Raw genomic sequence first — 14,094 nt, forward strand, 5'->3', positions numbered from 1 at the left:
TGTTATTGATGAAAAAGATCGCCAGCGTCTGCCCCTACTGCGGTGCAGGCTGTAAATTAAACCTTGTCGTTGAAAATAACCGTATCATCCGTGCCGAAGCCGCAGAAGGCGTCACAAACCAGGGCACCCTGTGTCTGAAAGGCTTTTACGGCTGGGACTTCCTCAACGATACCCGTCTGCTCACCCCGCGCCTGACCCAGCCGATGATCCGCTACCATAAAGGCGAGGCATTTACTCCCGTCACCTGGGAAGAGGCTATCCGCTACACCGCGCACAAACTCAGCAGCATTAAAGCGCAGCACGGGCCGCGGTCGATCATGACCACCGGTTCCTCTCGCGGAACCGGCAATGAAACAAACTATGTGATGCAAAAATTTGCCCGCGCGGTGCTTAACACCAACAACGTGGACTGCTGCGCGCGCGTTTGTCACGGCCCTTCCGTGGCCGGTTTACAGGAAACGCTCGGCAACGGCGCGATGAGCAACTCAATCAACGATATTGAAAACTCAAAATGCCTGCTGGTGTTTGGCTATAACTGCGCGGACTCCCACCCTATCGTCGCCCGACGCGTGCTGAAAGCGCGGGAAAATGGCGCAAAAATTATCGTCTGCGATCCGCGGCGCATTGAAACGGCGCGCATCGCCGACCAGCATCTGCAGCTGAAAAACGGCAGCAATATGGCGCTGGTGAACGCCTTTGGCTTCGTGCTGCTGGAAGAGGAGCTCTACGACAAAAGCTACGTGGCGCGCTTTACCGAGGGGCTTGAGGCTTACCGCCAGACGGTGAAAGACTATGCGCCGGAGAAGGTTGAGCATCTTACCGGCATTCCCGCCCGCGACGTTCGCCAGGCGATGCGCACCTTCGCGGCGGCCCCTTCCGCCACCGTGATGTGGGGGATGGGCGTGACCCAGTTTGGTCAGGCCGTGGATGTGGTCAAAGGGCTTTCCAGCCTGGCGCTGCTGACCGGCAACCTCGGGCGCCCTGCCGTCGGCGTCGGTCCCGTGCGCGGGCAAAACAACGTTCAGGGCGCCTGCGATATGGGCGTTCTGCCAAATATGTTCCCCGGCTATCAGGACGTGACCGATCCGGCGGTCAGGCAGAAGTTTGCCGATGCCTGGGGAATTGACGCCAATAAAATGGACGATCGGGTCGGGACGCGCATTACCGAGGTGCCTCATCTGGCGCTGGAAGGCAAGGTCAAGGCCTACTACATCATGGGGGAAGATCCGCTTCAGACCGAAGCCGATCTCGGTCTCGTTCGCAGCGGTTTTGAGGCGCTCGACTTTGTGGTGGTTCAGGACATCTTTATGACCAAAACGGCAGAAGTGGCGGACGTTCTGCTTCCTGCCACCTCCTGGGGTGAACACGGCGGCGTCTTTACCTGTGCCGATCGCGGATTCCAGCGTTTTGGCAAAGCCATTGAGGCCAGCGGCAACGTGAAGCGCGACTGGGAGATTATCAGCCTGCTCGCCACCGAGATGGGCTACCCGATGCATTATGACTCCAACCAGCAGATCTGGGACGAGATGCGCGAGCTGTGCCCTCTCTTCTACGGCGTGACGTATGAAAAAATGGGCGAGATGGGCCACGTGCAGTGGCCGTGCCCGACGCTGGATCATCCGGGAACGCCGTACCTGTACAAAGACAATCAGTTCGACACCCCAACCGGTAAAGGGCAGCTCTTTGCCGCCCCGTGGCGCGCGCCGGCGGAAACTCCGGACGCGGATTTCCCGCTGGTGCTGTGTACGGTCCGTGAAGTGGGGCACTACTCCTGCCGCTCGATGACCGGGAACTGCGCCGCGCTGCAAAGCCTGGCCGATGAACCGGGCCGGGTGCAAATGAACCCTGCCGATGCGGAAAAGCTGGGCATCAAGGAGGGCCAGCTGGTCTGGGTGCGTTCGCGTCGCGGCAAAGTGATTACCCGCGCCAGCATTAGCGAGCGTATCAACGCCGGGGCGGTCTACATGACCTATCAGTGGTGGATTGGCGCCTGCAACGAGCTAACCCAGGATAATCTCGATCCCATCTCAAAAACGCCGGAAACGAAGTATTGCGCGGTGCAGCTGGAGGCGATTGAGGACCAGCGCTGGGCGGAGGATTTTGCGGCGTCGGCGTATCAGTCCATGAAGTCGCGGCTGATCAACGCCGTCAATGTCTGAGGAAAATATCGGGTGGCGTCACCGCCGCCCGATACTGAATTTCAGACACAAAAAAGGCCGCACTCGCGGCCCTTTTATTCTCATGTACTCAATGGACGTGAACGCCCAACCGCCAGGCAAAATAGATCTCTTCTTTCAGTTCATTCGAAGAGAGCGCCAGCAAATCTGTAAATTCCAGCTCAAGCTGTTTCAGCTTTTTCAGGTACTGCGCCGGAGACAGGTTGCTCTTATCGCGACGTAAATATTCAATTGCCAGCTGTGTTGGGGTTATTTCAGTATCCATGATGTCCTCGCTTATGTACAAAACCTGACCAGTATATCACAACAGACTGGCTAGTTTTTGACCAAAGGCAAAACATCTGAAAACTTTACACAACCGCCGTGGTCAGCCGCGACGAGCAGCACAGGCGATCCTGCTCATCGAGAATATCTATCTGCCACACCTGATGGCGGCTTCCGGCGTGCAGCGCGCGGCAAACACCGCGCACGCGCCCGCTGCGCACCGAGCGAATGTGGTTAGCATTCACCTCAAGTCCAACAACCTTCTGCTCCCCGTCGGTACAGAGATACCCCGCCACCGAGCCCAGCGTTTCGGCCAGCACGACGGAGGCCCCGCCGTGCAATAAACCAAACGGCTGGTGGGTGCGACTATCGACGGGCATGGTGGCCTCAATTTCATCGTCGCCAATGCGGATGAACTGGATATCCAGCAGCCCCACCATATTCCCCTCGCCCATGGCGTTCAGCGCCTGCAGCGTCACGGCACGTTTCCAGATCATCCAATTATCTCCAGTAAAGCCTGCAATGGGTGACGCACACCGTTACCTTCTACCCGTTTTACCTGGCTGCGGCAGGAGTAGCCCGTCGCCAGACAGCGGTTTCGCGGCAAACGCTGCATCGCCTGATGCCAGGACAGCTCATAGATGCCGAGCGAGTTGGCGTGGTTTTTCACTTCGTGTCCGTAGGTTCCGGCCATCCCGCAGCAGCCTACGTTGACGCTCTCCAGCTTCGCACCGAAGCGGGCAAAAACGGACGCCCACTGCGCGGGGGCACCCGGCAGCGCGGTCACTTCCGTGCAGTGGCCGAACAGATACCACGGTTCACCGCTGACGTCCTGAACGGCTTTATCTGCCAGCGCCACCGGAAGCCACTCGTGCACCAGCATGACGTTGAAATCGCCGCGCTTATCGCCCAGCGTCTGCTTGTATTCATCGCGATAGCAAAGCACCAGCGCCGGATCGACGCCGACCATCGGTATCCCGAGTTGCGCCACGCGGTTTAAGAAGTCAGACGTTTTCTGCGCGGTCTTCGCAAATCGGTTCAGGAAACCTTTAATGTGCTGCGCCTTGCCGTTGGGAGAGAACGGCAGCACAACCGGCTGGTAGCCCACTTTCTCCGCCAGACGGACAAAATCGGCCACGACCTGCGCATCGTAGTAGCTAGTGAACGGATCCTGCACCACCAGCACCATACTGGCTTTTTGCTCCGGAGCGAGCGCCTCCAGCTGTTCCAGAGTCATGTTCGCCGAACGGTGACCGACGAGCTGGCGCTGCAGAGACGGGACCGACAGCAGCGGCAGATCGACCATGCCGATGTGTTTTTCGGAGAGCTTGCGCACCAGCGGCTGGTTGATAAAGAAGTTGAAGGTCTTTGGCGCACGCGCCATCAGCGGCGCGTAGCTTTCCACCGTCGCCACCAGATGGTCGCGCACCGGGCGGAGGTATCGGGTGTGGTAAAGCTGCAGGAAACGCGAGCGGAATTCCGGCACGTCGATTTTAATCGGGCACTGGGTGGAGCAGGCTTTACAGGCCAGACAGCCGGACATCGCCTCTTTCACCTCGTGGGAGAAATCATACTCGCCCTTGTTGGCATGCCAGCTGTTGCGGGTGCGCTCAATCAGCGAGCGCAGGCTGGCCCGTTTTTCCGGCAGCTCCTGCTCCAGCTTGAGCGGATCCACCCCGCGGTCGGCCAGCAGACGCAGCCACTCGCGCACCAGCGTCGCCCGCCCTTTCGGCGAGTGGATACGGTTGCTGGTGATTTTCATCGACGGGCACATCGGGCTTTTCACATCGAAGTTAAAGCACAGGCCGTTGCCGTTGCACTCCATCGCGCCGCGCCAGGACGAGCGCACCGCAATAGGGATCTGCCTGTCGTAGGTGCCGCGCTTGACGGCATCCACCTGCAGCATCGGGGCATCAACACCCTCAGGCGGGCAGATTTTACCCGGGTTGAGGCGGTTATGCGGATCGAAAGCCGCTTTCACCTTACGCAACTCCGCGTAAAGCTGTTCGCCGAAGAATGCCGGGCTGTATTCCGCGCGGAACCCTTTCCCGTGCTCTCCCCACAGCAGACCGCCATATTTGGCGGTTAAGGCCACCACGTCGTCGGAGATCTGCTTCATCAGGATCTCCTGCTGCGGGTCGCACATGTCCAGCGCCGGACGCACGTGCAGTACCCCGGCGTCGACGTGGCCGAACATGCCATAGCTCAGGCCGTGGCTGTCCAGCAGGGCGCGAAACTCCACGATGTAATCCGCCAGATGCTCGGGCGGCACGCAGGTATCTTCGGCAAAGGGAATGGGCTTCGCCGCCCCTTTCGCATTGCCGAGCAGGCCCACGGCTTTTTTACGCATCGCATAGATACGCTCAATCCCGGCCAGATCGTTACAGAGCTGCCAGCCGATCACGCCGCCTTCACCCTGCGCAATCAGCTCGTCCAGACGCTGGCAGAGCGTGGTCACCTGGCTCTCAATCAGCTCCGCATCATCGCCGGCAAATTCCACAATGTTGAGACCGAGCATCTCTTTGTCCGGCACGTCGGTAATGAGGTCGCTTACGGAGTGCCAGACAATATCTTCCCGGGCAAGATTGAGCACCTTAGAGTCGACGGTTTCCACCGACAGCGCCTGCGCTTGCACCATAAACGGCGCATTGCGCAGCGCGGAGTCGAAGGAGTCATATTTGACGTTCACCAGACGGCGCACTTTCGGCAACCGGGTGATATCCAGCCGCGCTTCGGTAATAAACGCCAGCGTTCCTTCGGAGCCGGTCAGCACGCGGGTTAAATCAAACTGGGTCAGGTCATCGTTAAAGACGTGACGCAGATCGTAACCGGTCAGGAAGCGGTTCAGCTTGGGGAATTTATCGAGAATAAGCTGGCGGTTGTCGCGGCAGCGTTCCAGCACGGTACGATAGATGCGCCCGCTGGCGGTGTTGTCTTTGCCCAGCGTTTCCGCCAGTTCGACCGGCATCGGCTGGGTATCGAGAATATCGCCGCCCAGCAGCACCGCACGCACGCCCAGCACGTGATCGGAGGTTTTACCGTAGACCAGCGAGCCCTGCCCGGAGGCATCCGTGTTAATCATCCCGCCAAGGGTCGCGCGGTTGCTGGTGGAAAGCTCGGGGGCAAAAAAGTAACCGTAAGGCTTGAGATACTGATTAAGCTGATCTTTGATGACGCCCGCTTCGACCCGCACCCACCCCTCTTCCGGGTTGATCTCAATGATGCGGTTCATATAGCGCGACATATCAACAATGATGCCCTGGTTCAGCGCCTGACCGTTGGTTCCGGTGCCGCCGCCACGCGGCGTGAAGACCAGCGAGGCAAACCGCTCCTGCGTGGCCAGCCGGGCGATAAGCGCGACGTCGGCCGTTGAACGGGGGAAAACCACGGCATCGGGAAGAAGCTGGTAGATACTGTTATCGGTCGCCATCGTCAGCCTGTCGGCATAGTTCGTGGCGGTATCACCTGTAAAACCCTGTTGCTCCAGTGCCTGCAAAAAATTAAGCACCAGCTGAACGACGCCAGGTGCCTGAGAAATCTGTGGGATCATGACTGTCGACCCTAATTAGAGTTGTATGAAATCGTTTGCGTGTATCTTAAAAGTTTTATCACATTTTTTTCTTATAATCTCTGCTGAATTACAGGCAGAATTCGCCTGTTAAAAACCGCTGAGATCATTAATGATTAAAGAGACGCGGTTTTCCGTTCCCGCCAGTCGTACTGGCGTTCTTTTAAGGAAAGTTTCATTTATGGTCAATGTTCGCCAGCCCAGGGATGTTGCGCAAATTTTGCTGTCGGTGCTGTTTCTGGCCCTCATGATTATTGCGTGTCTGTGGATTGTTCAACCCTTTATTCTCGGCTTTGCGTGGGCTGCGACCGTTGTCGTGGCCACGTGGCCTTTGCTGCTGCGCTTGCAGAAGCTGCTGTTTGGCCGCCGCGGGCTCGCCGTGCTGGTCATGACGCTCCTGCTGTTCCTGCTGTTTATCATTCCGATTGCCCTGCTGGTAAATAGCCTGGTGGATTCCAGTGGCCCGGTTATTCGCGCCATTAGCAGCGGCGACCTGACGCTGCCGGATCTCGCCTGGCTGAACAGCATTCCGCTGGTGGGCGCCAAACTCTACAGCGGCTGGCATAGCCTGCTGGAGATGGGCGGCAGCGCGCTGATGGCAAAAGTCCGCCCGTACATTGGCACCACCACCACCTGGTTTGTCGGGCAAGCGGCGCATATCGGCCGCTTTATGATGCACTGTACCCTGATGCTGCTCTTCAGCGCCCTGCTCTACTGGCGCGGCGAGCAGGTGGCTTTAGGCGTTCGTCACTTTGCCACCCGCCTGGCGGGCAAACGCGGTGACGCGGCGGTGCTGCTGGCCGCGCAGGCCGTGCGCGCGGTTGCGCTGGGCGTGGTGGTCACCGCGCTGGTGCAGGCGGTGCTGGGCGGGATCGGTCTGGCGATTTCCGGCGTACCGTACGCCACCGTGTTCACCGTGGTCATGCTGATGACCTGTCTTGCGCAACTGGGACCTCTGCTGGTGCTGGTTCCCAGCATTATCTGGCTCTACTGGACGGGCGATACCACGTGGGGAACGGTGCTGCTGGTCTGGAGCTGCGTGGTCGGCACCATGGATAACGTGATTCGTCCGATCCTCATCCGCATGGGCGCAGACCTGCCGCTGATCCTGATCCTCTCCGGGGTCATTGGCGGATTGATTGCCTTTGGCATGATTGGCCTGTTCATCGGCCCGGTGCTGCTCGCCGTCACCTGGCGTCTGTTCTCTGCCTGGGTGCATGAAATTCCGCCGCCGGGAACTGACCCGGACGTGATTTTGAGCGAACTGGAAGAGCTGGAAGAGAAGAACACGCATTAAGGTATGCTGCCGGGTGGCGTTAACGCTCACCCGGCCTACACTTTCCCGCATGATACTTAAACACTGCTAAAGTATTTATTCGTTGCTCACTGGTCAGACCCGCCTTTTCAGCAGTAAGTCTGCTAATAACCTCAAGAATTCTTTACGTCTCTTTAACTATTGAGACGAATCCGATCGACGCTAAATAACACAATGCCTACTATTAGCACACGGTTATAAATCAACACCTTGATTTATAAGCATGGAAATCCCCTGAGTGAAACAACGAATTGCTGTGTGTAGTCTTTGCCCATCTCCCACGATGGGCTTTTTTTTATTCTGACTACGCGCGTTGAACCTCACAGGTACTGAGCATCCGCCACTCAGCCGGCAACACCCGCGTTTCCCCTGTCGCATTGACCATCACCGTCTCGCGGATATCCGCCGACGATGCGCCAACCTGCAGCTCAAACTCGCCCGGCTCGACGATGCGTTTTCCGTCGCGACGGGTGAAGTTGAACATCTCAACCGGCAGCGTGAAGGTGAGCGTGGCGGTTTCTCCCGGCGAGAGCGTGACGCGCTGGAAGGCCTTCAGCTCCTGAAGCGGCCGCACCTGCGTGGCGACCTTATCCCTGACGTAAACCTGCACCACCTCGCTGCCGCTGCGCTCTCCGGTATTGGTGATATCCACGCTCAGCCTCACCTCACCGTCGACCGGTACGCTGCTTTCGGCGACGCGGACAGCGCCCCAGCTAAACGTCGTCCAGCCGAGGCCGAAGCCAAACGGGTAACGTGAGCCGAAATGGAACGCAAACGGCGTGCCGCCGCTTTTGAGCTTGTGATTGTAGTAATACGGCATCGCACCGGCGCTTTTCGGTACGCTCACCACCAGACGACCCTGCGGCTCCGCACGCCCGGTTAACACGTCCGCAATCGCCCAGCCCCCTTCCTGCCCCGGCGCCCAGGCCATCATCAGCGCCGCGACCTTATCTTCCAGACCCTGCAGGTTGTATGGACGCCCCCCGGTCATCACCACAATCACCGGTTTACCGGTGGCGACCAGCGCTTCCAGCAGCTGTTGCTGCACGCCCGGCAGGTTCAGGGAATCGGTATCGGAACCTTCCCCCACGGTACCGCTCTGGAACAGCCCGGCGAGATCGCCCACGCAGGCCACCACCACGTCACTCTCCTGCGCGGCGTTCACGGCCTCGGGGATCGGGGCGGTACTTTGCGATACCGGCGACTGCTGCATCGGTTTGCCGCCGCTGTCGCCAGGGAAGACCGGCGCGCCCGCCATCCGTTTTTCGATGATGTGGCACCCTTTGGCATAGCGGACGTTCGATGCACCGAGATACTGCTCCAGCGCCGCGCGCGGGGTCGTGACCTGCGAGGTCTCTTCCACCATATCGCTGATGATCAAATGCACCGGGAAGCTGTAGCCGCTGAGTAATGCCAGCGGATCGTCTGCCGTCGGCCCCACTACCGCCACGCGGGGTTTGCCCCCGAGCGGTAAAATGCCGTTGTTTTCCAGCAGCGTGAGCGATTTCGTCGCCACCTCCCGCGCGGCCTGGCGGGTCATATCGTTTTGCAGATCGATACCGTTTTCATCCGCGTACGGCTTTTCAAACAGGCCAAGGCGGAATTTTTCCGTCAGCGTACGCGCCACGATCTCGTCGACCTTCGCCATAGAGATCAGCCCGCGCTCTACCGCTTCCGCCAGATGCCGCGCGCAGTCGTCTTTCGGCAGCTCAACGTCCAGCCCGGCGTTGAACGCCAGCGCAGCAGATTCGGCCGCATCGTGGGAAATCCCATGGTGCTGGTGCAGCAGGCTTACGCCGCCGTAGTCCGCGACAATAATCCCGTCGAACCCCCACTGCTCTCGCAGGACGGTGGTCAACAGGAAGCTGTCGCTGTGCCCCGGCTGGTTATCAATATCGTGGTACGCGGGCATCACCGAACCGGCGTTTGCCAGCTTGACCGCCATTTCGAACGGCAGCAGGAAGGTGTCGTTCAGCTCGCTGAACCCCAGGTGGACCGGCGCATGGTTGCGCGCTCCTTCGCTGAACGAATGCCCCACGTAATGCTTGAGCGTCGCCAGCAGATCGCGCTTATCGCCCTGTAAGCCCTTCACGTAGGCGGTCGCCATTACGCCCACCAGCCAGGGATCCTCCCCGAAGGTCTCTTCCGTTCGCCCCCAGCGCACGTCGCGGGATACGTCCAGCACCGGTGCCAGCCCCTGCTGGCAGCCGACGGAGCGCGCCTCTTTGCCAATCTGCTCTGCCGCCCGCTGCACCAGCTCCGGATCCCAGGTCGAACCGTAGTTCAATGACGACGGGAAAAGGGTGGCGTCTTTGCACAGCAGCCCCACCAGACACTCCTCGTGGAACAGCGCCGGAATGCCAAGACGCGTCTCTTCCATCATCATGCGCTGCAGGCGGTTCGCCGCGCGCACGCCGGTCTTCGCGTCAACGATGTGGGTGCCCAGCGGCCGCGTGATCTGCCCGACGCCCAGCTTCAGCCGTTCGCTGAGCGCAGCCTGCTCGCTCACGCCGGCGAATTCGTCACTCAGATCGCTGCGCTCGCGGTGGTTACCGTTTTCATCGAGGATCAGCCAGTACGCGTGCATCTGGGCGAACTTCTCTTCCGGGGTCATGCGCGCCAGTAAATCGGCGACGCGCTCGTGCACGGGACGTCCCGCGTCCTTATAGATAGTCGTCATATTTTACTCCTGTAGTGCGGAAGGGGTTGCCGGGCGAAGCTGCCCCGCTTCGGGTCTGACTTCACGCTTGCTGGCCAGCTCCCGGGCGATGGAATCCACCAGCCGGCTGTTGAGTTTGTAGATAGCAAGCAGCGCGACCATGCAGAGGAACAGCGCGCAAGGGATAAGGGTGAACAGCGCGTTAATGGTCGAGAGAACGCCTGGCGCCTGGGTTGCCTGGCCCGGGGCGTAATCCACCATGCCAAGCACCCAACCGACGACCGCCCCACCCAGCGCCAGGCCAAACTTGATGGCAAACAGCGCGGTGGAGAAGACCAGCCCGTCCAGACGACGGCCGCTGCGGTGCTCTTCGTAGTCGACCACATCGGAGAACATGGTCCACTGCAGCGGCGTGGTGAGGTTTTGAATAAAGCTAAAGACGATGTTAAGGCCAAAGATTAGCCACACCTGTGAAGGAGGCAGGAAGAAAATCAGCGCGCCGAAGATAACGAAGGAGATAATCGTCCACTGGTAGGCGCGCACGCGGTCAAATTTCCCCAGCAGCCGTTCAGATAATAATGCGCCGCTTAAGGAGGCCACCATGCCGGAAACAATAAAGGCAAAAACCAGATCCGGACGCAGCAGCACATAGTTCACGTAATACATGGTGGCGGAACCGCGCGTCACCACCGCCGTTAACAGCAAAATATTAAACAGAAAAACAATCCGCCACTGGCTGTTCCCGGCCAGCAGTTTTAAATCGGTGAGCATGGAGCCGGAGGTATCATTGCGCGGAGAATAACGCTCGCGGGTCATCAGGAAACAGCAGAAGAACAGCACAATTCCCAGCAGACCCATCAGGCTCATGGCATAGAAATAGCCTTTCTGCACGTTGCCCTGGCCTAACAGTGAGACCAGCGGCAGGGCAATAACCGTCACGATCAGCCCGCCGATAAACGACAGGCCAAAGCGCCACGACTGCAGAGAATGACGCTCGCGCGGGTCCAGCGTCAGCGCGCCGGGCATGGCGCAGTAAGGCACGTTAATCGCGGAGTAAATCAGGCTTAAAATCGCGTAGGTCACGCAGGCGTAAACGATTTTTGCCGTCGGCCCAACGTCCGGCACATAGAAGGTAATGAGGCAGCTCACGCCAAACGGGATAGCAAACCACAGCAGCCAGGGACGGAAACGTCCGTGACGCGTCCGGGTGCGGTCAACCAGTGCGCCAATGCACGGATCGACAAACGCATCGACCACGCGCACCACTAAAAACATGGTGCCCATAATCGCGGCGGGCAGCCCAAATACGTCTGTATAAAAATAAGCGAGAAATAAGGTAGCCGTTTGCCAGACCAGCGCGCTGGCCATATCGCCTAAGCCATAACCTATTTTATCTTTGGTACGCAATACAGAGGAGAGAGTCATTGTTATTTGCCTTTTTATCAGGTTAAAACGTATTTCAACCAGTTGCGCATCTTCTTAAGGGAAATGCGCAGTAAGGCTCAAGTATTAGCAACGGTTTGCGCGCTAACAATTGTCTAAATTGACAGACAAATTATGATATTTGGTTTTTTACTTTATTTGTGATGGGGAGCAAATAAGAAATGAAATAAAAAAGGCGAGGAATAATATCCTCGCCTTTTCGGGTCAGCGTGGCGTTACTTGTTCAGTTCCGCCAGGCTCAGCCAGGTTTGCACCACGGTGTCCGGGTTCAGGGACAGGCTATCGATCCCCTCTTCCATCAGCCATGCGGCAAAGTCTTCATGGTCGGATGGACCCTGACCGCAGATCCCGACGTATTTACCCTGCTTCTTCGCCGCGCGGATGGACATGGAGAGCAGCGCTTTCACCGCCTCGTTGCGCTCGTCGAACAGCTCGGAGACCACGCCGGAGTCGCGGTCCAGACCCAGCGTCAGCTGCGTCATGTCGTTCGAGCCGATAGAGAAGCCGTCGAAGTGCTCCAGGAACTGCTCGGCCAGCAGGGCGTTGGACGGGATTTCGCACATCATGATGATCTTCAGCCCGTTCTCGCCGCGCTTCAGACCCTGACGCGCAAGCTCGTCCACAACGGCTTTCGCCTGATCAACGGTACGCACGAACGGGATCATGATTTCGACGTTTGTCAGCCCCATGTCGTTGCGCACGCGTTTCACCGCCTCGCACTCCAGCGCAAAGCAGTCGCGGAAGCTGTCGGACACGTAGCGTCCGGCTCCGCGGAAGCCCAGCATCGGGTTCTCTTCTTCCGGCTCGTAGCGCTCGCCGCCTACCAGATTGGCGTATTCGTTAGACTTAAAGTCTGACAGACGCACGATCACGCGTTTCGGATAGAAGGCGGCGCCCAGCGTCGCGATCCCTTCGGTCAGACGACCGACGTAGAACTCTTTTGGTGAGTCGTAGCCTTTCATCATCTCGCGGATTTCGTTCTGCAGCTTCGGATCCTGGTCGTCAAACTCCAGCAGCGCACGCGGGTGAACGCCGATCATACGGTTGATGATAAATTCCAGACGCGCCAGGCCAACGCCTTCGTTCGGCAGGCAGGCGAAGTCAAACGCGCGGTCCGGGTTGCCGACGTTCATCATGATCTTCAGCGGCAGGTCCGGCATGGTATCCACGCTGGAGCTCTTCACGCTGAAGTCGAGGATATCGGCGTAGACGTAGCCGGTATCGCCTTCGGCACAGGAGACGGTCACGTTCTGCCCGTCCTTCATGCGTTCGGTGGCGTCACCGCAGCCGACAACCGCGGGAATGCCCAGCTCGCGGGCAATGATCGCCGCGTGGCAGGTACGACCGCCGCGGTTGGTGACGATAGCCGCCGCTTTCTTCATGATCGGTTCCCAGTCTGGGTCGGTCATGTCGGTCACCAGCACGTCGCCTGGCTCAATACGGTTCATCTCGCTGATGTCGTGGATCACTTTGACCGGACCGGCACCGATGCGGTGACCGATGGCGCGGCCTTCCGCCACGATTTTACCCTGCGCGTGCAGCGTATAACGCTCCATCACCTGACCGCGCGAGCGGACGGTTTCCGGACGCGCCTGCACGATAAACAGCTTGCCGGTGTTACCGTCTTTTGCCCATTCGATGTCCATCGGACGGCCGTAGTGTTTTTCGATCTGCACCGCCTGCTTCGCCAGTTCCTGCACTTCGGCGTCGGTCAGGGAGAAGCGGTCGCGCTGCTCCTGCGGTACATCTTCAATTTTAACCTGCTTGCCATGCTCCTGGGTCGGGGCATAGATCATGCGGATTTTTTTCGAGCCCATGGTGCGGCGCACCACCGCCGGACGGCCAGCGGCCAGCGTTGGCTTGTGGACGTAAAATTCGTCAGGGTTTACCGCGCCCTGCACCACCATCTCACCCAGCCCCCACGCGGAGGTGATAAACACCACCTGGTCGAAGCCGGATTCGGTATCAATGGAGAACATCACGCCGGATGAGCCCACGTCCGAGCGCACCATGCGCTGCACGCCAGCAGAGAGCGCCACGCCGCGATGGTCGTAGCCCTGGTGCACGCGATAGGAGATGGCGCGATCGTTGAACAGGGAAGCAAACACGTGCTTCACCGCCACCAGCACCGCATCGTAACCCTGGACGTTCAGGAAGGTTTCCTGCTGCCCGGCAAACGAGGCGTCCGGCATATCTTCTGCGGTCGCAGAGGAACGTACGGCAAAGGAGGCCTGCGCATCGTCAGCTGAGAGCTGGTTGTACGCGTCGTGAATGGCTTTTTCCAGTTCCGGCTGGAAAGGTGTGTCGATGATCCACTGGCGGATCTGCGCCCCGGCTTTGGCAAGCTCGGTTACGTCATCAATATCCGTTTTATCCAGCAGGTCGTAAATGCGCTGGTTAACACCGCTCTGGTCTAAAAACAGGTTAAAGGCATCGGCGGTGGTGGCAAACCCGTTCGGTACGGAGACACCCATACCCGACAGATTTGTAATCATTTCACCCAGGGAGGCATTTTTGCCCCCAACTCTGTCTACATCATTCATGCCGAGTTGGTTATACCAAAGCACCAGCGGTGACGAGCCATTGTTGGACATCGAAACAATCCTTTTGTGATATTTGATCGGAGTAAGTAACACCTGACTACGTATTTATACTGGCATATTTATTT

At 58.7% G+C, this 14,094-nt stretch carries 8 protein-coding genes and 1 other RNA gene; 3 read left to right on the forward strand and 6 right to left on the reverse strand.

Going from position 1 to position 14,094, the window contains the following annotated elements:
- Positions 1 to 8 precede the first annotated feature (8 nt).
- A complete protein-coding gene (fdhF, locus tag M2422_RS05280) occupies positions 9 to 2,159 on the forward strand; it encodes a formate dehydrogenase subunit alpha (RefSeq protein ID WP_064672336.1) in 2,151 nt (716 codons plus the stop codon).
- 88 nt (positions 2,160 to 2,247) lie between these two features.
- Here fdhF and M2422_RS05285 read toward each other — a convergent pair whose 3' ends face one another.
- The 3 genes from M2422_RS05285 to M2422_RS05295 all read right to left on the reverse strand — a co-directional run bounded on the left by M2422_RS05285 (position 2,248) and on the right by M2422_RS05295 (position 5,991).
- Complete coding sequence (locus tag M2422_RS05285; protein ID WP_003857766.1) at positions 2,248 to 2,442, reverse strand: YdiH family protein; 195 nt, start codon at positions 2,440 to 2,442, stop codon at positions 2,248 to 2,250.
- A gap of 85 nt (positions 2,443 to 2,527) precedes the next feature.
- Positions 2,528 to 2,938 carry a 1,4-dihydroxy-2-naphthoyl-CoA hydrolase gene (gene menI / locus M2422_RS05290; RefSeq protein ID WP_048979481.1) on the reverse strand — a complete coding sequence of 137 codons (411 nt, stop codon included), beginning with the start codon at positions 2,936 to 2,938 and terminating at the stop codon, positions 2,528 to 2,530.
- Positions 2,935 to 5,991, reverse strand: coding sequence for an FAD-binding and (Fe-S)-binding domain-containing protein (locus M2422_RS05295; protein ID WP_064672335.1), 3,057 nt, complete (start codon positions 5,989 to 5,991; stop codon positions 2,935 to 2,937). Before M2422_RS05295 ends, menI begins: the two co-directional genes overlap by 4 nt.
- Positions 5,992 to 6,190: 199 nt before the next feature.
- On the opposite strand from M2422_RS05295, the gene ydiK reads away from it, so the two are divergent.
- Both ydiK and rprA read left to right on the forward strand, forming a co-directional pair.
- Positions 6,191 to 7,306, forward strand: coding sequence for an AI-2E family transporter YdiK (gene ydiK, locus M2422_RS05300; protein ID WP_064672334.1), 1,116 nt, complete (start codon positions 6,191 to 6,193; stop codon positions 7,304 to 7,306).
- Between the two features lie 209 nt (positions 7,307 to 7,515).
- An RNA gene (rprA, locus tag M2422_RS05305) (antisense sRNA RprA) lies at positions 7,516 to 7,623 on the forward strand.
- A gap of 5 nt (positions 7,624 to 7,628) precedes the next feature.
- Here the strand turns inward: rprA and M2422_RS05310 are convergent.
- From M2422_RS05310 to ppsA, 3 genes are all read right to left on the reverse strand, one after another.
- The gene (locus M2422_RS05310; protein ID WP_064672333.1) at positions 7,629 to 10,004 is read right to left on the reverse strand and encodes a glycoside hydrolase family 3 N-terminal domain-containing protein; all 2,376 of its coding nucleotides are present in this window, start codon (positions 10,002 to 10,004) and stop codon (positions 7,629 to 7,631) included.
- Between the two features lie 3 nt (positions 10,005 to 10,007).
- Positions 10,008 to 11,408 (reverse strand): MFS transporter, encoded by a 1,401-nt coding sequence (locus M2422_RS05315; protein ID WP_033145293.1) that lies wholly within the window; start codon positions 11,406 to 11,408, stop codon positions 10,008 to 10,010.
- 233 nt (positions 11,409 to 11,641) lie between these two features.
- Positions 11,642 to 14,020, reverse strand: a complete 2,379-nt coding sequence (gene ppsA / locus M2422_RS05320) for a phosphoenolpyruvate synthase (protein WP_023311316.1) — start codon at positions 14,018 to 14,020, stop codon at positions 11,642 to 11,644.
- Positions 14,021 to 14,094: the final 74 nt, after the last annotated feature.

The organism is Enterobacter sp. SLBN-59 (assembly GCF_024807915.1).
GTDB lineage: Bacteria > Pseudomonadota > Gammaproteobacteria > Enterobacterales > Enterobacteriaceae > Enterobacter > Enterobacter asburiae_B.